At 38.8% G+C, this 18,668-nt stretch carries 15 protein-coding genes; 1 reads left to right on the forward strand and 14 read right to left on the reverse strand.

Annotated elements, in window-relative coordinates; translation table 11 throughout:
- Window positions 1-17: 17 nt before the first annotated feature.
- On the reverse strand, window positions 18-1,406 hold the full coding sequence (locus tag QVH07_RS03640) for an amidohydrolase (RefSeq protein ID WP_289998785.1): 1,389 nt from the start codon (window positions 1,404-1,406) through the stop codon (window positions 18-20).
- Between the two features lie 151 nt (window positions 1,407-1,557).
- On the opposite strand from QVH07_RS03640, the gene QVH07_RS03645 reads away from it, so the two are divergent.
- On the forward strand, window positions 1,558-2,004 hold the full coding sequence (locus QVH07_RS03645; protein WP_289998786.1) for a hypothetical protein: 447 nt from the start codon (window positions 1,558-1,560) through the stop codon (window positions 2,002-2,004).
- Between the two features lie 224 nt (window positions 2,005-2,228).
- On the opposite strand, the gene QVH07_RS03650 is transcribed toward QVH07_RS03645, so the two are convergent.
- From QVH07_RS03650 to QVH07_RS03710, 13 genes are all read right to left on the reverse strand, one after another.
- Window positions 2,229-4,121 carry an N-6 DNA methylase gene (locus QVH07_RS03650; RefSeq protein WP_289998787.1) on the reverse strand — a complete coding sequence of 631 codons (1,893 nt, stop codon included), beginning with the start codon at window positions 4,119-4,121 and terminating at the stop codon, window positions 2,229-2,231.
- Window positions 4,122-4,133: 12 nt separating this feature from the next.
- Window positions 4,134-6,662 carry a DEAD/DEAH box helicase family protein gene (locus QVH07_RS03655; RefSeq protein WP_289998788.1) on the reverse strand — a complete coding sequence of 843 codons (2,529 nt, stop codon included), beginning with the start codon at window positions 6,660-6,662 and terminating at the stop codon, window positions 4,134-4,136.
- A gap of 14 nt (window positions 6,663-6,676) precedes the next feature.
- Window positions 6,677-6,844, reverse strand: coding sequence for a hypothetical protein (locus QVH07_RS03660; RefSeq protein WP_289998789.1), 168 nt, complete (start codon window positions 6,842-6,844; stop codon window positions 6,677-6,679).
- Window positions 6,845-6,925: 81 nt separating this feature from the next.
- Window positions 6,926-7,591: a helix-turn-helix domain-containing protein gene (locus QVH07_RS03665; RefSeq protein WP_289998790.1), complete on the reverse strand. Its 666-nt coding sequence runs from the start codon at window positions 7,589-7,591 to the stop codon at window positions 6,926-6,928.
- A 165-nt stretch (window positions 7,592-7,756) separates the two neighbouring features.
- Window positions 7,757-8,371: a BglII/BstYI family type II restriction endonuclease gene (locus QVH07_RS03670; RefSeq protein WP_289998791.1), complete on the reverse strand. Its 615-nt coding sequence runs from the start codon at window positions 8,369-8,371 to the stop codon at window positions 7,757-7,759.
- A complete protein-coding gene (locus QVH07_RS03675) occupies window positions 8,371-9,336 on the reverse strand; it encodes a DNA-methyltransferase (RefSeq protein WP_289998792.1) in 966 nt (321 codons plus the stop codon). The genes QVH07_RS03670 and QVH07_RS03675 overlap by 1 nt, the downstream gene beginning before the upstream one ends.
- A 145-nt stretch (window positions 9,337-9,481) precedes the next feature.
- Window positions 9,482-10,849 carry a tyrosine-type recombinase/integrase gene (locus QVH07_RS03680; protein ID WP_289998793.1) on the reverse strand — a complete coding sequence of 456 codons (1,368 nt, stop codon included), beginning with the start codon at window positions 10,847-10,849 and terminating at the stop codon, window positions 9,482-9,484.
- Window positions 10,850-11,132: 283 nt separating this feature from the next.
- Window positions 11,133-13,649 carry a replication restart helicase PriA gene (priA, locus tag QVH07_RS03685; RefSeq protein WP_289998794.1) on the reverse strand — a complete coding sequence of 839 codons (2,517 nt, stop codon included), beginning with the start codon at window positions 13,647-13,649 and terminating at the stop codon, window positions 11,133-11,135.
- Between the two features lie 3 nt (window positions 13,650-13,652).
- Window positions 13,653-15,683, reverse strand: a complete 2,031-nt coding sequence (locus QVH07_RS03690; protein ID WP_289998795.1) for a thioredoxin domain-containing protein — start codon at window positions 15,681-15,683, stop codon at window positions 13,653-13,655.
- Window positions 15,684-15,687: 4 nt separating this feature from the next.
- Window positions 15,688-16,665: a GSCFA domain-containing protein gene (locus QVH07_RS03695; protein ID WP_289998796.1), complete on the reverse strand. Its 978-nt coding sequence runs from the start codon at window positions 16,663-16,665 to the stop codon at window positions 15,688-15,690.
- Between the two features lie 89 nt (window positions 16,666-16,754).
- Entirely contained in the window at window positions 16,755-17,489 is a 735-nt protein-coding gene (locus tag QVH07_RS03700; RefSeq protein ID WP_289998797.1) for a DUF1835 domain-containing protein, read from the reverse strand.
- Window positions 17,490-17,897, reverse strand: a complete 408-nt coding sequence (locus tag QVH07_RS03705; protein WP_289998798.1) for a DUF1801 domain-containing protein — start codon at window positions 17,895-17,897, stop codon at window positions 17,490-17,492.
- Between the two features lie 162 nt (window positions 17,898-18,059).
- Complete coding sequence (locus tag QVH07_RS03710) at window positions 18,060-18,644, reverse strand: hypothetical protein (RefSeq protein ID WP_289998799.1); 585 nt, start codon at window positions 18,642-18,644, stop codon at window positions 18,060-18,062.
- Between the last annotated feature and the right edge of the window lie 24 nt (window positions 18,645-18,668).

The raw sequence follows: 18,668 nt of genomic DNA on the forward strand, positions 1-18,668 counted from the left end.
TTAATAATCAATCCTAATTATTTTCCTAATGCATCAAGAGCAATAATTGTTGCAACCTTTGTTCCGTATGTTATACCTTCTAAATCTACTATATAATTTGGTTCATGTGCATAGAATGGAAATTCCTTTCCTTCACTCCGAGCTGCTGCCACCAAATCCGCATTTGCAGTGCCAATTCCGATATAAGCACCCTTAACAGCTTCCATGCCTTCAATTAATACAAAAGCATCATCTGAGCCAGGAATCTCAAGATCATGAACCGCAACACCCTCAGTAACTCTTTCATCGTTAATAATTTTATCAGCAGCTTCAGATTCTGATAGGACAGTTCGTATTTGTTTTATCCATTCCTCAGAATTTACAACTGGCGGTGCGTAGCCTTTTATACTAATCTCAGGCATCATTTCTTTCGAAGTAATGCCATATGTTTTAGCAGTATTATCACTTATTCGTTTAATCCCATTAATCATTTTCTCTCCCGCTTCAATTGTTGGATAGTGTAATTTAAGCTTAAGATTCGCTTCTGTTGGAATTACATTGTATGTAGCACCTGCTTGAACCATACCAACAGTAAGCACAGAGGTTTCAGTTGGGTCTGCCATACGTGATACAATAGTTTGATATTGCACAATTGCCATTCCTGCCATAATAATAGGATCCGTAGCATGGTGTGGTGATGAACCATGACCACCAGAACCATGAAATTTCACATCAATATGTTGTGAGCCAGTATTCAGTCGCCCACCTGTTAAAACCACTGTCCCAACAGAGAAAGGACCAGAGTGAAATGTCAGGTAATAATCTGGTTTGGGGACACTATGCCTTGTGTACATACCATCATTAATCATGGCAATAGCTCCTTCAATTGGCTCTTCTGCCGGTTGTGCTACTATAACCAATGTTCCAGACCATTTGTCTTTCAATCTCACCATAGACTTAGCCAGCGCAATTGTCCATGCAGTATGCGCATCGTGTCCGCACATATGAGAAACAGGCACTTCAACTCCATCTAAATTGTAAACCTTTTCTTGGCTGGCATAAGACAAACCAGTTTCTTCTTTAATTGGAAGTGCATCCATATCACCCCGAAACATAAAGGTAGGGCCATCACCATTTTTGAGAATGCCTACTACACCTGTTATTCCTATTTCCGTTTTAACCTCAAAACCAAGTTCACGTAACTCTTTGGCAACAATTCCTGCAGTTCTAAACTCCATAAATCCTAATTCAGGATGTTGATGAATATCTTTAAATATTTCATGCACTCTTTTGGCGTCTTTGTCGACTGCTTTATGTATTTCTGGTAGAAGTTTTTTTATTCCCAGGTTTACATCTTGTGCAAAAACTGTAAAGCATGTACAATTAAGAATTGCCATACTTATTATAAATAGTTTTTTAAATTTCATAACATTTTAATATTTACTTATTAATCCCACTATCGCTGATTAAATGGTTTGCAACGGATTGGCTATGCACCGTATGAAGCATAGCGGAATATGGGGTATAGGTGTTGTTACCCACCTGTACCGATTTGATAACGAAAAACATTAATTAAAAATGAAAACTTTTGTCTTGACTGTTTCAAAGCAGTTTCCAAAAACACACGAAAAGGCTGGTAAATCAACTGGCTTTGTAGAAAATATATCTCGATTATTCACTAATGGTAGTGAAAAGATACACACCATTCGCTCAAATTATGAACTATGGCAGAAACGAGCAAAAGAGATTAACGAGGGAAAAGCAATACTATCAATTAGGTACTGGTCTGAAATGCCTTACCGCTCAAAGCAAGTCGAGATTTGCAGACTCGAAAGAGTTGGCGTTGAAAAACTTGAACAGCCTGACAACTTTGTATTTGCTCCAATTGAGGGAAAGAAAATAGATTGGGAAGTATTGGCAAATAATGACGGTTTAAGTTTTGAGGACTTTTGCGAGTGGTTTAAGTCAGGACAAAAAGAACCTATGGCTGTGATTCATTTTACCGACTTTAGGTATGGTGGGTAACGGTCTCGTGTATGAGCAGTAGCGGATTTCAAGCCACTAAACTGTCAGATAGCACCGACCTTTGATTTATAGTTTTACGTTTCAAAATAGCACTACACCCGCTATTGCTTATACACAATGTTGTATGCCCGTGCTTTCTTTTTCTTTCAGCGTTGGGAAAGACACACTCTTTGACAAGCTTTGGATTGAGCGTTGGCATAAGCGGCTTGGCAATGTGTGTGACTTTATATTTTGGCAAATAAGTTATCATTCTTTATTAATTCAATTTGATTAATCATACTTTCCTCAAGTTCATTAATTATTTTTTGATGTTGTATAATCTTCTCCTTTGAATTTAAGATTGTAATTCCCATCTCGCTTTGAATATCCTTATTAAAATTATCGATATAAAAATTTTCAAAATCTGTTTTATTAATAGATTGTTTGCCAACACCTTTTGCTAGGCTTTTAACGAGTAGTGACCGAATGTTTTTAAAATAATAAGAATAGAAAAGTACATTGGTCTTTTTGTTTTTTGGGGTAAGGATTAAGCATAAATCACTTGCTATGAATTTTTCATTCGCATAATGTACTTTTCCAAGTGAACCTCCTGCAGCTACTGCAATAATTATTGCTTCACACTCATGAGTATATTCTTCATGGGTAAGTAGTTCATCTGATGCCGTAATGAATCTGAATTCCCCAGGTTCTGCCTTGGTGCTTTGTAAAGTGCCTTTTTCAATTTTGAATAAGTCTTTAATACGCAATCTATTTGCAGATTCAGTTGAACTATTTTTGAAGATATATGTATTTGCAAACAAAGTTAGATTTTGCTTGTAATGTGGATAAACCTTTTCATCTAAATCAAAAATGTTGATGCTTCTCGCGTTGAAATCGTAATCTTTGGGGTTAACTTCTAGAGCCTTATTTGATGTTTTGAATTGTTTTATTAATTCAATAGCAAAAGGTAAGTCATCTTTATCTATTTTGTAACGCTGTGAACCTCTTTGGTGTCCATCATTTTCGATATCTATAAAAAGTATGTTTCCTTTTCTACCAGAAATTGATTTATCAAAAAAGAGTATTGACGTTTTTGCACCTGCGTATGGTCTAAACACATCTTGATGAAGTGAAACAACACAGTAAAGTCCATTGTCAATTAATAATTCTCGTAATGTAGTGTATGAACTATTGTTGACAATACCGTCAGGAATTATTATTCCTCCTTTTCCTTTAGGTGTGATATGTTCAATAATATAGTCAACAAATAAAGCTTCCGACCTGCTACTTTTTATTGTAAACTTTTTATGAGGTCGAATACCACCTTTTGGGGTCATAAATGGCGGATTAGCTAAAATTGTATCGTAGTTTTCATTCCATCGGCTTTCATCTGTCAATGTATCATACTCGAAAATGTGAGGGTCAATAAAGCCATGCAAGTATAGATTAACTAAGCTTAAACGAACCATATCTGGTGAGATGTCATACCCAACAAAATTCTTTAAAAGTTTATTTTGCTCATCAGGTGTAAAACCATCTTTATTTTGTTCTTTAATAAACTTGTAAGCAGAAACAAGGAAACCAGCTGTACCGCAAGAAGGGTCTAATATTTTGTCATTCTTGTCTGGTTCAACAACTTGAACAAGAAATTCTATTATGTGACGAGGTGTTCTAAATTGCCCAGCATCACCTTGACTGCCCATTACTGAAAGTAAATACTCAAAAGCATCGCCCAATTTTTCACTATGAGAATACTCAAAGAAATCTATAGTTTTCAAGAAAAGTTTTAAAGTTTCTGGGTCTTTATACGGTAAATAGGCGTTTTTAAAAATGTTTCTGAATAATTGTGGAATATTTGGATTTTTTTCCATGCTTTCAATAGCTTCAGAATATAGATTTAGCATTTCAGAAGCTGTTACCTTGGTATCAAAAAGTCTGTCCCAAGCGTACTTTTCATAATCACCTGAAAAGAACTTTGCCGAAGCACCTAATTCTATGGCTTCCTTGTCCATGTCATCCATGAATTTGTAAATCAATCCAATGGTAATTTGCTCAATTTGTGATTTTGGGTCAGGTAGCTTACCGACTAAAATATCTCGACAATCGTCTATTCTTTTTTTTGTTGATGTATCTAACATATATTCTATTGTTTAAGCAGCGAATCGTTCTAAATTCACGTAATCTTTTATGTAAACCGGTATCACTTTACGGTATTTGGCTGCCACTTCTTTGAATTGAGAAATGGTAAGTGTTGGGTGTGTTTGCAAGGCATGGAAATCTTTTGAAGAAATTATTTTCCGAATATCTTGGTCAACGATATATGCTTTAAAAAAATATTTCAAGGCTCTCACATTTACATCTTCCTCAGGTGGATAAATGGAAATAAATTTGTCAAACTCTTCTTCGAGCAATTCATCTTTTGATTTGAATTTTGGAATGATTCCAAAAATCTTTTCTACCACTTCACGAATGGAAACCTTGCGGTCAATCTTGGCTGCTTTTCTGATTTTCTCAAGGTTAAAGTATTCTTCGGGCTTGTCGAAAATCTCATGTTGGATATGGCTTACGACATGCTCCCAATTTCCAAGTTCCACATGTTTCTTAATGATGTCATCCATGATGATGCGGTCTTCAAATTTCTTGAACAGCTTGCGGTCAATCTTCATCCCTTCATAACCAATCTGTTCTTCATTTAAAGTTGCCAATGGGTCAGGACGATAACTGGTGTATTTATCAATGTCGATTCCACCGCCACCACCTTCACCGCCACCTTTTTTAGGTTTGGGCAGTTTTAGTTTTTCGTCATAGTCGAATTTCTCTTCAAAGTATTCGCAGTTGGCAAAGAAGTCAAAGAGTTTGAAAACTTCCTTTTCATGTCTTTGGGTTTCTTCTTCGTTCAGCTCGTTTTTGAAAGTGTATTCAAAGGTGTTTTTGCGAGTACCTCTACCTTTTATCTGCACGAAATCCGCAGGACTGAAAATTGGTCGCATCATGCAGATGTTTAGTAAATCAGGGCAATCATATCCTGTAGTCATCATGCCCACGGTTACGCAAACTCTTGTCTTACAAGATTTGTAACCTTCTAACCAAGTTGTTTTTCCGCTTAAGTTGTTGTTGGTAAAATTGATGGTCATTTGTTGAGCATCACCAACTTGGGATGTTACCTGAACCGCAAAATCAGAATTGTATTTGCCTGGATAAAGTTGTTCAGCAAATTCATTGAGGATTTCTGTGAGCTTACGAGCATGGTTTTGACTCACTGCAAAAATGATGGTCTTACCAATTTCATTAGTTATCGGGTCACGCAAAGCATTTTCTAAAAATGTTTGGCAGAAAACGCTGTTTGTCTTTTCTGAAAAGAACTTCTTTTCAAAATCACGCGAAACAAAGTTTTCATTTTCTTCACCTTCTTCGGTGGTTACTGCAACTGCATAACCTTCGTCAGAAAGCAATTGAGTGGTGATTTCAGTTCGGGCATCTAAAACTTTTGGATTGATGAGATAACCGTCTTTCACACCATCCAAAAGCGAGTAACGGAAAGTTGGGTCTCCACCTTCACAACCGAAGGTTGAGTAGGTATCTCGCAACATTCTTCGTTCTATTTCTCTCGGGTCGTTTTCTTTTACCTTTTCAGGGTCAACACCTTTTAGATAATCTCTTGGTGTTGCTGTCAAACCTAATTTGTAGCCATGGAAATATTCAAAAACCGCTCTGGCGTTTCCTGAGATAGAGCGGTGGCTCTCGTCCGAAATAATCAAGTCAAAATCCGTTGGCGAAAAATCGTAGCGGTATTTGTCATTGAACATCAACGATTGAATGGTAGTAACCACAATGTCGGCTTTGTGCCAATCGCTTTTATGTTCTTTGTAAATGAAAGTGCTGTAATCAGGTTTGAGATATTGGGTAAATGCTTTCCAAGCTTGGTCTTCCAATTCCAAACGGTCAACCAAAAACAAAACACGCCTTGCGTTTTGTGTTCTTAGAAATAATCGAATTACAGCAGCAGAAGTCAAGGTTTTTCCTGTTCCTGTTGCCATTTCAAAAAGGAAACGGTCTTTACCATTCGCAACTGCCTTTTGCAAAGCTTCAATGGCTTTGAGCTGGTAGTGTCTTAAAAATCTAAGTCCGTTTGTCCAAACAAAGTCTTTACTGGCTTCTGGTGTTCCTTTCCATTCAGGTCGCTCTGCATAGTCAGGCATTTGAATGGAAGCGATATAGTCAATAGCCACTTTTTCATTTGCTAAAGCATTTCTGTCAGGATTCCATGCTTTAATTGCACCGATTTCAGAAGGTGAAGGAAACTTGTAAATTGGTTTTGGATTTCCTTTGGTAACATCCCAAAAGTAGTGGACGATGCCATTGGATAAAATCACATATTGAGCATCAACGGTCTTGGCGTATTTTCTTGCCTGTTCTTTGGCAACAAGAGGGTGCAGGCTTTCCTTTTTTGCTTCTAATACGCAAATTGGTTTATTGTTGGTGTCAACTAATAGAAAGTCAAGCGAACCATTTTTAGTCTTTTCATAATCATTTCCCCAAGCGTCAATTTCCTTTTGGGTAATCTTCACATGGTTTTCAAGCAGAATGTTTGCTTTCCCTTCCTCATTGTCAAAGAATCTCCATCCCGCTTCTTCGAGCAGTTGGTTTATTTTAATTCTTGCATGAGCTTCATTTTTCATTCTTCAATTTCTTATTAGTCAGCGTTGGCAAAAAATAGCTCTTTTGGTTTTTCTGCGTTGGTCTGCGTGTCGGCAAAAACCAAATGTGCTATTTGTGCGGTCGGCTTTTTCAGCATGGCATACAACTGTTTTGTGTAAGCGTCAGTAACGGGAAAGTGCGCAAGTACTTTCTGCTGACGCACCTAATTTAGCAAAACGAGTTGAATTTCCGATTAGGAAATTCAGCCGTTATTGCGCTTACACGTTGTTGTAACCAGTTGTTATTAGAAGCTAAATGAACGATTTTGTCTTTTAATTTTCAAATCTATCATCATTGCAACTCCAATTAGTAATAAAGCAACAGAAATCACACCAATTTTAATGTAAACATCTATATTTCTCTGAACAGCAAAAGCTGTAGCGAATGCAATTCCGAAACTAGCTGTCCAAGTTGTGTAATAGTTTTTAGGAACAAATCCTAAATTGTTTTTTAAGTGTTTTTTAAATTTTGTTAGTTTCTGCTTGTAAATTTCGTTACTGAACGATGGAATTTTTTCGAGTTCCAAATATTGAATATAACTTTCAATTACTTTTTTCTGTTCGATGCTTAAATCTTTTTCCTTTAATCTATCCAATAGTCCGATGAATTTTTCAAAAGTTTTGATTTCCGACTTCTCCTTGGTTTTAGAAAGTTGCTTTTTTAGATAAATTATGGTTGCCTTTAAATCGTTTGTTTCTGCAACTAAATTAGAATCCGTCAGTTCTGTTAATTGTACATCTAAAGCATTAGCAATTCTTTTAACCGTTTCTCCAGTTGGTTCAGATTCGTTGTTCTCAATTCTTTGGATTGTTCTTAAACTTACTCTAGATTCTTCAGCCAAATATTCTTGAGACATTCCTCTGATTGTTCTAAATTCTTTTAACTTTTGTGCTAAATTTTTTGTTTCCATTTTAAATGTTATTTATTGTTTCAGCAAATGTAAATTGGAAACATATTTACTGATTACGTCAAGTTAACGTCATCTTTACGTCAATTGGTTACAACGGTTTGCATATGGTGCGTATCCCGCAGGGTATGCACTATATGCGTTGTTGTGCCCCGTTTTTTTTCTTTTTTATGGTTCTATTCCCAAAATCAAAAGTGGAACTGGTGGACTGTTTCGACCTTGTCTCATTACGTTGTAAACTTCACCTTCGTAATATGCAACTCCCGAGGACATTTGAGACTGCATCTTTTTGGTCGGTAAGATTTCGATTCCAAGGTTTATGACACCACCTGAATAAAATAGCATGTGCTTTACAAAGAGGTCATATGCAACAAAGGAGTACTTACCAAATTGAACTTCAACGGCAATTTTGTCCTTTACAAAGTCGGTTTGGTTGTAGCTGAAAATTGGAGATTTTTCACCGTTATCAATCAGAAATTGCTTTTGCTCTTTGGTCGGCATTAAAACACTCTTGTCCATGAGTTCCCTGTCAAGCGTGATATAGTAGGAGTATCTACTTTCGCTCCAACCGAGTTTTTGGAATTGACGGTCAAATTCTTTATTGAGGTCAACTGGACTAAAGAGTTTATTGCCTTTCATGGTTTTCTCTTTGCTAACCTTTGTCCTGAATTTGCTAGCGTCAATGTTAGAGATAACCGACTTTATTTCTTTGTAGAGCTTGTTATGGTGAACTATAAAGTATTCTTCTCCATTTAGGTGTGAATAGGTCTGTGCTATTTTCATTAATGCTTGCCGTTACCGTTGAACAATGAGTTTTCCTGCCATTCCTTTGGCATTTTTGCGATTTTATCGTTTGCCTTAGGCTTATGAATTGGTTTGTTGATTGGTCGTAATTTCAACGTTCCTTCTTTTAAGTCTTTTATCCTTTGCTCGGCAGTCGAAACATATTTTGGCTCACGTTCTATTCCAATTGAATTACGGTCATTTTTCAAAGAGGCAAGCATGGCAGAGCCTACACCTGCATATGGATCAAGCACCCAACTATTCTTGTCAGTCAGGGCTAAAATGCATCTTTCTACAAGCTCTACTGGATACTGACAAGGGTGTTCTGTTTTTTCTGGGTGATTAGATTTTACGTTCGGAATGTCCCAAAGTCCTTTCTCCCAATCTTTGATCACAATTTCCCAAATGTCCGAAGGATTCTTTCCTTTCGGATTTCCTGATAGTTTTCCTTTGTTTGGCCCTTTAAAGTGCCTTTTTCCTGGGTACTTTGCAGGAACTCTTACATCATCAAGGTTGAATATGTAGTCATCTGTTTTTGAAAACCACAAAATAGTTTCATAACGTCCTGAAAATCTATTGGACGCATGAAGCCCATGACCAAAATGCCAAACAATCCTGTTTCGCAATTTCATACCGTGCTTCTTGAAGATTTGGTAATAAAAAATGTCGAGTGGAAAAATCTCACCCTTGTCAACGTAATTTCCTACCTGCCAACAGATACTTCCTTTTTCAGAAGTAACTCGAACGAGTTCTTCAATAACAGCTTCCTGTTCTTCTAAATACTTCTCTATGGATTTTTTTGTCTCGTACTCTTTACCAACATTGTAGGGAGGTGAAGTAATTACGAGGTCGAATTTACCGTCTTCAAATGTTTTTAGGGTCTTAAAGGTGTCGCCCTTAATCATTTGTGATTCAGACTTGTAAAGTTCATTTATTATCTCTTCAATTGGTTCTTCTACCTTCATTGTGTCGAAATCTTTTTGCTTCTCAAATTTACCTAATGTTCAGACCAATTAAAAGGTCGGTCAGTCCAAGTTATCAAGACTTGATTTTGTCTTTCTTCAAATGGGGCACAACGAGTTGCTATACGCAACTGGTTGCGTATATTTTTTATATATCTAATTTATCCAAGGGACTGATGATCTGATTAAATCCTTTGGTAGTGATGTGGGTGTAGATCTCCGTGGTTTTCGGATTACTATGCCCAAGAAGACTCTGAATATACCTGAGATCAGTCCCATTCTCAAGCAAATGGGTCGCAAAACTGTGGCGTAAGGTATGCACCGTCACATGCTTTTTTATTCCTGCTTTTTTTAAGGCGGCCTTCAAGATACTTTGAATACTCCGAGTTGAGTATTGCACTGGATTTTCTTTTGTACTTCCCATTCCCTCAAATAGCCAATAATGGGGCTGTTCTTTCTTAAAATATACTCTCAAAAGTTCCAAGACCTTTTTGGACAGGATAGTGTACCTGTCTTTGTTGCCTTTGGCGTTTTTGATATGGATTTGCATTCTACCTGAATCTATGGCCTTTATGGGAAGATTTATGACTTCACTGATTCTTAAACCAGCAGAATAAATCACGCTCAAAATAGCCTTGTGTTTAATGTTTTTCACACTGGAAAGGATTTTTTGGATTTCTTCTACGCTGCATACCGTCGGCAGAACTTGCTCCTTTCTGGGACGCTCCACAAAGTACAATTTTCTTTTCCCTCCTAATACTTTCTCAAAGTAAAATTTGATAGCATTGATCGCTTGATTTTGATAAGAGGTGGAAACCTTCCGCTCTGTGACTAGAAATCTTGAAAATTCCATCACATGTTTGTCATTCAGTGTGTCTAAATCTTCGGTTGGAAAATGATTGATAAACTCTTCAAAAAGGGGAATATAGCTCTTTGCCGTATTTGCACTGTAACGAAGTTCGGTTAGTTTATTTACATAGTCAGCTGGACATGATTTATAAAAGGCGGTTTCGCTTGACTTTAGCTTTTTAATTCCTTGTTCTTTTTTGGTCTCAATTTCATAAATGATTTTTAGGTTCAGTCTTTCAGCCACTTGATTGATTTCTTCTAAGAATTGTTCGCTAAAAGGGATTGTCCACCACTTGTTTTTCCCGTCCCAGTTCGCGTAGGGGATTGTTTTGACTTGCTTGATCAGCTCTGGTATAAAGCCAAAAAGAAGCCTAAGTCTTTTGGTTTGAGTTTTGATTATCAAAACCTCATTTTTTGCCACAATTGACTTGTTTGTATGCCCTGTTATGATCTTCTCGTCTTTTGTTATCAAAGAAATCCGATCTCCGAAATGAGCAACTAGTTTCTCTAAATTTCCTGGATAGTTTGGCACCTCCCATACTATCTTAGTCTGATTCCATCTGGAATATAAGATGCCTTTCACAAAATGGATGTCAGTATCGTTTTTGGGCATTTTCAGGAAGATTTTTCTTCCTAATACCCGAATTTCTATTGGGGAAGAAATCATACTCGATAAAGTAAAAAGTTACGTATATATCTCCTGAAAGTATAATATACGCAGTTATTTAGATATGATTACTCCGAATGCTGAATAGTATTCGTGCCAATTTCTTTCGGCCCTTTTATCCCTATTTTAAAGAGGGAGTGGCATTAAGTAAATAATCTTATCAGTTTCTAACTTGAAACTGCCAACATTACGAAAATGCATATTTTTGAAGCTTTTCCGAAAAAATTCAAGCACGATAGACTTTTCATCGAGGATTTTTAGTGAATCAGTATTTGGGAAAACCCTAGTTTGGATCCACATCGATCACGTATCGAACGGATTTGTAGGGAGAGTCAATTTTGATCTGGTCGATTATTCGTCTCAACTCTTTCTTAAAATGATTCTGTATGGCTCCAGAGCGATCCAGCTTGATCAATGTTTCGAACTGATATTGATTTTTTATCTTTCCTATCAAAGCTTTTTCCGGTCCCAAAAGAATCTTCTTGGCATCAATCTGACTCATCTTGTTATGCAGGAATATGGCCCCTTGTTCCGCCGTTTTATAGTCTTGGTGCCGAGCCGTGATTTTGATTAATTTGACGTAGGGTGGATAGAAAAATTGCTTTCTGTCATGCATTTCCTGCAAGTAGAACTCATCAAAATCTCCCTTGATGATCTGATCATAGATGTGTTGATCCGGCTTTCTGGATTGAATAATTACATCACCCTTTGCGTTTCCTCTTCCTGCTCTCCCTGCCACCTGAGTGATTTGCTGAAAAGCCCGCTCTCCCGAACGGAAATCAGGAAAATTCAGAATTCTGTCTCCATCCCAAATACCGACTACCGTTACCCGTTCAAAATCCAACCCCTTGGAAATCATCTGGGTTCCCACCAGTATATCCAAGTGCCCATGGGCAAATTCATCTAGTATTCTTTGGTAGCCATGTTTGCTGCGGGTAGTATCCAAATCCATCCTACCAATCCTGGCCTCTGGAAATAAAAGACTTAGCGATTCTTCAATTTGCTCCGTGCCCATACCCATAGTTTTCAAATCTCCACTTCCACACTGCGGGCAGGCAGTTGGCACCTCTTCTTTGTAGCCACAGTAATGACATCTGAGCTCTGAGGTGAATTGGTGATAGGTCAGGCTCACATCGCACTGAATGCATTGACCGGTCCAGCCGCAGGATTCACATTGGATATATGGAGAGTAGCCCCGCCGATTTTGAAAGATCAGTACTTGTTGGTTACTGTCCAGGGCCTGCTGTATTTTTTCGCGAAGTAGTCTGGTGGTGTCCAGCTTCAGTAGGTTCTTTCGCTTGTCTTCACTCAGGCTGGAAAGATGAAAATCAGGGAGCTTTGCATCTTTATATCTTTTATCCAAAATCACATGACCATATTTCCCGTTTCTAGCATTTGAATAGGATTCAAAAGATGGAGTGGCAGATCCCAAAATTGTCTTTGCCTGATGGAAATAGGAAAGCATGATGGCGGAATCCCTTGCCTGAAAACGAGGTGCAGGGTCAAATTGCTTATAGCTTGCCTCGTGCTCTTCATCCACGATGATTAGCCCCAGGCTATCAAAAGGAAGGAAAAGCGAGGAGCGAACCCCAACCACAAATGGAAACCGCCCCTGAATCACTCCATTCCAAACTTCCACACGTTCATTGTCCGAATATTTGGAATGATAAACTCCCATTCGGTCTCCGAACACTTGCTTAAGCCTGGATACGATCTGAGTGGTCAGTGCTATTTCCGGCAGTAGGAGCAGAGCTTGTGACCCACTTTCAATTGCTTCCTGAATTAGCTTTACATAAATCTCAGTTTTGCCGCTTCCAGTGATCCCCTGAAGCAAAACTGTTTGCTTGTCTTCAAAATGATCCTTGATTTCGGATAGGGCCCTTTTTTGCTCACTCGAAAGCTCCACGGATTCACGGGTTGCTTCTATGGAATCAATCCGACTGACTATCTCTTCGAAGGCTTCGAAAATCCCGTTTTTGATAAGTGTTTTCAGTGAGCTGGGGGAATCTCCTTCCGACAGTAGTTTTGACTTTTCTATACCCCGATTATTCCTTTCAGGTTGATTTAAAACCGGTACTTCCTGCAGATATTTTAATAGAATAGATTCCTGCTTTGGGCTTTTGCCCAAAGAATCAAAGATTTCCTGAAGCTTTCCTTTTTCCTCGAGTACCTTTTGTTGAATTCTAATTCTGCTCACCTTTTTCGGAGTATACTTTTCCTGGATTTTCTCAAAGACAAGAATGGCCTCCTTGGCAACCAGACTTTTTATAATGGGGAGAATGGTTTTGGTTTCAAGAATAACTTCGCAATCCGAATAGGAAATTTCTCCGGCATTTTCGAGAGCCTCCAGAATTTTATTTTCTCGCGGATCGATGGGGTATTGGCTGTTTTCAGGATCGAACTCCGGGTTTAGCTGGATTCTGCTCTCACTGCTCAAACGCAAGCCTGCTGGTAATGCCGCATGCATAACTTCTCCAAGATCACAACAGTAGTAATCAGCCATCCAGCTCCAAAACTGGATTTGCATAGGGTTGACGCTGGGCTGCTCATCTAGCACATCAAAAATTGGCTTTGCCTCATAGGCTGAAGGAGGGTTTGCATGAACCTTCCCCACTATTCCGGTTAGGATCTTTTTCTTCCCAAATTGGACAATCACTCGGGAGCCGATGGAAATCTGCTCCAAAAATTCCCTGGGTATGGCATAAGTAAACATCCTGGGAATGGGCACAGGTAGTATGATGTCCGCGAACTTATTCGGGGTGTGGGTCAGTGGTTCAAGATTTCCAAATAGACTTTCCAAAAATCAACCGAGATAGGGTAGTAGTTCCAAAGCCTCCGAAGCGGTTTTTACTGGTCTCTGACAAGCCCGATCGAAGCAAACATAAATTAAGGCATTTCCATCCTGATCAGGAACCTTATGATCGAAGATTATGAGTTCATTTGTGACAGTTTCTGACCAGGCGATGACAAAGTTCATTTGGTCGGAGCCCAAAATTTCTGAAGCTAATTTTTGAGCCCCTTTTCCGATGATGACTATCTCTGCACTTGGCACTAAATTGCTCAGGTATAAATTTGCCCAGTTGGTCAAAAAGCCCGGTTCCTTTACGATCAGGTCTTTTATTCCCTGAAGCATGGATAGGCTTCTCTTTGACCAATCGTCCCGGTAAGCCAGTAATCCGAGACGGTGAAGATTCTCTGCCATGATGGAATTCGAAGCAGGAATCACATTGTCAAAAAGTTCTTTTTTATTGGCAATGAGCTTTTCACTTTTTGGATTGTTGAAAAAGAAATAGCCATCAGATTCATCAAAAAATTGATTCATACAAAAGTCCATTAATTCCTGAGCATCAAGTATCCATGAGTTTTTACCTAAAGCTTGATAGAGGTCTATATTTGCCTTGATCAAGGTAGCATAATCTTCAAGGAAAGCAGGTGTATACCTTTGTCCGTTTTTAAATGAGCGATAAAGTTGACCATCCTCTGTCATCTTTTCTTTGATAAAAGTAAGGTTCCTTTCTGCCAGCTCCAGTGCCTTTTTTTCTCCTGTGGCATGGTATGCTCTGATTAGACCTATTGACATCCAGGCATTCCAGCCACTCAGTACTTTGTCATCCTTTCCCGGATAGATTCTATTGTTTCTAACTTTTAAAAGTTGGGCTTTTTGCTGGGCTAGTTTGAGAGTAAATTCATCCTCATCCATCCCTAATTCGGCAGAGACATCTGTATAGCTTTCAGTTTGAAAAAGAATGTTTACCCCTGCTTCCCAATTGCCTTGAGCTTTTAAGTTGTAGAGCTTTGAGACAAGGTTTGTATCCTCCTGTAAAATAGCATTGATTTCATCCATTTTCCAGGTATAAAATTTTCCTTCTTCTCCCTCGCTATCAGCATCCTGAGCCGAATGAAAACCACCATCTTCCTGGAGCATTTCATTAGAAAGCCAAGCTATGGTCTCCAGGACTTTCTCCTTGAATAATGGGTTTTTACTGACTTGATAGGCTTTGGCATAAAGCTCAAGCAGCTGTCCATTATCATAAAGCATTTTTTCGAAGTGTGGAGCAAACCATTCACCGTCCACCGAATATCTCGCAAAACCTCCTCTAAGATGGTCGTAAATGCCTCCCCAAGCTATTTTGGTGAGGGTGAAAAATGCCTTATCCTGAACTTCACTCGATCTGGAAAGAAGTCCATAATTCAGGACAAAATTCCAGATACTTGGCATAGGGAATTTCGGAATACGACTCATTCCACCCCATTCTTCGTCAAACTGAGCACTGAGCTTGAAATAGATTTCAGTCAGCTCATCAGCGTCTAATTCAGCATCATTGCTTGTGATACCGTATTTCTCGATTTCCTTTCTGCCGATGGCTGAAGCAAACTGTTCTGCGCTTTCTGCCAGCTGATCTTCATGCTTTGCGAAAGCATCTGCAATATTGGATAAAAGTCCTTTCCACTTATCATTAGGGAAGTAGGTGCCTCCGTAGAAAGGTTTCTGATTAGGCATCAGAAAAACATTTAACGGCCAACCTCCATTTAGCCCCATGGTTTGTACGGCATCCATGTAGATATTATCCAGATCAGGACGCTCTTCCCGGTCTATTTTTACACAAATGAAATTCTCATTCATGAGACGAGCAGTAGCTTCATCCTCAAAAGATTCATGCTCCATCACATGACACCAATGACAAGCGGAGTAGCCAATAGAGACTATAATTGGCTTATTTTCAGCTTTGGCTCGATTGAGAGCCTCTTCACCCCAGGGGTACCAATCCACTGGGTTTTCGGCATGCTGAAGAAGGTAGGGGCTTTGGCTTTTGATTAGTCTGTTGGTAGGCATGAATCTAAAAGTGTATTTGATTTTTGACCAAATTGATCTCCTGAGAAAAATCGAATTCCGAGTTTAATCGTTCCATCTTTTGAAGCAAGTTCTTCAAAAATTGCTGGTGCCTGTCAGTCTCAGGATTAAATGGTTTATGAGCAAGCTCCAGATTTATTTTTTCAATTTCAGCCATCTTTTTGCAGGTTGATTTGCTCATGCAAGCTGCTGTCCATCGTGACCAGATATAGTCCTCGGCCTCCTCACTGGGATGTATTCTATCCTGCTTATAAAACCTGTAATCTCTGAGCTCATCCATCATGATTTCATAGGCAGGGAAATACAATGAATTAGGAAACTTATGGGTCAGTTCCTCGCAAAGGACCCTTAGGAGGCTTTTGCTGAGCTGGTTTTCAGGAATCCCATCTTTGGTATGTCTGACCGGGCTTACGGTCAAAATGATGTGAATTTCAGGATTGATTGATTTAATCTTAGAAATGCATGCCTCTAAACTTTGGGTCATTTCATGAATTGTAAGTAAGCGTTTGTCGAAGAGGTCAGCAGCTTGTTTATGACAATTAGCCACGATATTTCTTGTTTTTTTCTTCTCATAAACCCAGGCCGTACCAAAGGTGAGAATCAAATGAGAAGCATCCTGAAGGAAGGATTTCAATTCCTGGTTTTTACTCTGGATCAGTTCAATAATCTCCTTTTGGGTTTTCGCACGAATAGTTGAATGGTGTTCAAAACTTAAAATAAGGTCTGCTTCAGAAATCAAATCTTCCTCAGACGGAGGGGTGTTTTCTAATGCATTGAGTAGAGTTTTCGAGAGGGTGATGGGATTGAATATGGTGCCAAAAGGATTCACCAGAGCATTAAACTTCCTTTCAAAAAGTTTTGAACCCATAACCTCTGCAAAACAAGAACCCAGGCAAAGGATGCCTGAATCATATGAAATGGGTGAGTTAGACTCAGAGATAGGAAAGGTGTCGTGCCAATTCATCTTTTGAAAATAGTGAAATGGATTGACAGGATTAATGAGATGCAGAATTATTGATTTTGACCCTAGTTCAAAAACTAAATAATTTCAGATTATTTCTTCCTCTTTTCCCAAATATCCTGGGCGATCAAATCTCCATAGCCATATATGGGGTATCTTTTATGAAATACAGGGAAGATCTTCCTAAAGTCTTCAGTTCCGAACTCTGCCGAAATTTCCAGCATAGCTTCTATGGGTTTTCCTTGAGAATCACTGGATGGCAGGCTATCCTTCCATGCTAACACAGACTCTAGAAGAAATGGGAGAGGTTCACTCTGGGTTTTGGATATGGAAAGTGCTGAACTTACATCAGCTCTGGAAAATGCTTTCCAAAGGTTTGATAGGGTTTGGATTTCAGACTCGCTTAATTTTTGAGCTCTTGCAAAAGCTTTTTCCAGACCATCTCTGTCAAGGGTTCCAAAGCCATAAATTAGATCCGAGTGAGGAAGAACTAGAGAAATATTTTGGGTTCTCTTAGAGACCTGATGGACGCTAAACCAAAAATTTACCTGACAAAACAGATCCTCCTCAAACCAACAATAAACCTCAGAATCATTAGGGATTTCAGTTAGTTTATTGAGTTCTGGTCTTACATAAGAACTGTAATCGTAGGCTGGGTCTAGTTTCTCCAGGAAAATGGCTCGCTTTTCAAAAAGCTCATCCTCATTTTCATGATCGGTGGGACCATAACAGAGGCATTCCCGCAGAATAATCCTATCACCAGGGATCGTGGCAGGAAATCTGTCACCAAGTGCGTCCCCATTGAGAATATGGATTTTCGAATTCAATTAACCGACTAATTTTTGGTAGGTCTCACGAATCATTTTGCGCAGCACTGACTCATCAATATCTACGAGTTTATTCACATAAATACAGCCTTTTCCTCTTTTGTGCTTGCCAAAATTATCCAACTCATCTTTCATTTCTTCATGACTACGCATCAGGTAAAGTGAGATGGAAGCTTTCCTTGGCGAATAGCCCACAGGAAACCAGGTCATGGTTTTGCCATTCGGGTACTTGTAATCATAGCTTCCGAATCCAATGATACTTGGACCCCAGAGCACGGCATCCATTCCAGTCTCTTCCTTAAAAATCTCGAGCAGCTTCAATCCATCGGCCTTTCTGGTGGGATGCTCTATTGCATTTAGAAAATCTTCAACAGATGCGTTTGTGGCTTTTGTTTTGAGTTCACTCATAGCTCTTCTTGTTGGGTTTACTTGAATTTAAGGAATTTGATGCACACTAGAAGTTCGGGATCATAGAAACTCCGAAAGACAAACAGCATACCCTTAAATAGAATGGGATAAGATCAAAAAAAGCCCATTGAAATCAATGGACTTTTATAGTTAAGTCTTTACTTAGCAGGATATCTTCCTCCTACATACTCTCGCTCCTGCTAAAAGTCCGACAACTCTAAAATCCAAACATTCACCTGATCCTGGCTCACCTAATTGATCTGCGCCCGCCAAAATTGCCGCAGCGACACAATCGCTACTGAGGCATCGGTTATCTAAAACTGTCCAGCCATCTCCATTCTGACCGCCACATTTCTCATTGTCTGTTTGTAAAATTCTACCATTCTCATCAGACTTCTCACGAAATTGCTCTGTGACAATTAGAGTAGCAGTATTCTCTTTTTCATCCACCAATAAGCTCATTTCTAGATAGGCTTCCATATTTTCGGCTAACCCCATTCGCATAGCCATTTCTTCATAATCCACTTCTGTAAGTGCATCCTGAAGTTCCTCAGCAATATCTTCAAGTGAATGCTCATTCAGGTCAATGACTCTGGTGAAATCCATCTTTAAGCCCGACAAATCTAGCTTGCTCAAATCCAGATCTGCCTCAGGTGGTTGCTGTTCTTCTTGATTAAGATCACAAGAAGAAATAGCTACTACAAAAATACTCAATAATGCAAAAATTGATACGCTTAATCTTTTCATAAAAGTTTGTTTTGTTTACTAAAA

The organism is Algoriphagus sediminis, assembly GCF_030403435.1.
GTDB classification, from domain to species: Bacteria; Bacteroidota; Bacteroidia; order Cytophagales; family Cyclobacteriaceae; genus Algoriphagus; species Algoriphagus sediminis.

What these genes read in the sequence shown, in the direction of transcription:
- QVH07_RS03640 (WP_289998785.1), bottom strand. Translation starts at nt 1,406, where the DNA reads ATGAAATTTAAAAAACTATTTATAATAAGTATGGCAATTCTTAATTGT.
- QVH07_RS03645 (WP_289998786.1), top strand. Translation starts at nt 1,558, where the DNA reads ATGAAAACTTTTGTCTTGACTGTTTCAAAGCAGTTTCCAAAAACACAC.
- QVH07_RS03650 (WP_289998787.1), bottom strand. Translation starts at nt 4,121, where the DNA reads ATGTTAGATACATCAACAAAAAAAAGAATAGACGATTGTCGAGATATT.
- QVH07_RS03655 (WP_289998788.1), bottom strand. Translation starts at nt 6,662, where the DNA reads ATGAAAAATGAAGCTCATGCAAGAATTAAAATAAACCAACTGCTCGAA.
- QVH07_RS03665 (WP_289998790.1), bottom strand. Translation starts at nt 7,591, where the DNA reads ATGGAAACAAAAAATTTAGCACAAAAGTTAAAAGAATTTAGAACAATC.
- QVH07_RS03670 (WP_289998791.1), bottom strand. Translation starts at nt 8,371, where the DNA reads ATGAAAATAGCACAGACCTATTCACACCTAAATGGAGAAGAATACTTT.
- QVH07_RS03675 (WP_289998792.1), bottom strand. Translation starts at nt 9,336, where the DNA reads ATGAAGGTAGAAGAACCAATTGAAGAGATAATAAATGAACTTTACAAG.
- QVH07_RS03680 (WP_289998793.1), bottom strand. Translation starts at nt 10,849, where the DNA reads ATGATTTCTTCCCCAATAGAAATTCGGGTATTAGGAAGAAAAATCTTC.
- QVH07_RS03690 (WP_289998795.1), bottom strand. Translation starts at nt 15,683, where the DNA reads ATGCCTACCAACAGACTAATCAAAAGCCAAAGCCCCTACCTTCTTCAG.
- QVH07_RS03695 (WP_289998796.1), bottom strand. Translation starts at nt 16,665, where the DNA reads ATGAATTGGCACGACACCTTTCCTATCTCTGAGTCTAACTCACCCATT.
- QVH07_RS03705 (WP_289998798.1), bottom strand. Translation starts at nt 17,897, where the DNA reads ATGAGTGAACTCAAAACAAAAGCCACAAACGCATCTGTTGAAGATTTT.
- QVH07_RS03710 (WP_289998799.1), bottom strand. Translation starts at nt 18,644, where the DNA reads ATGAAAAGATTAAGCGTATCAATTTTTGCATTATTGAGTATTTTTGTA.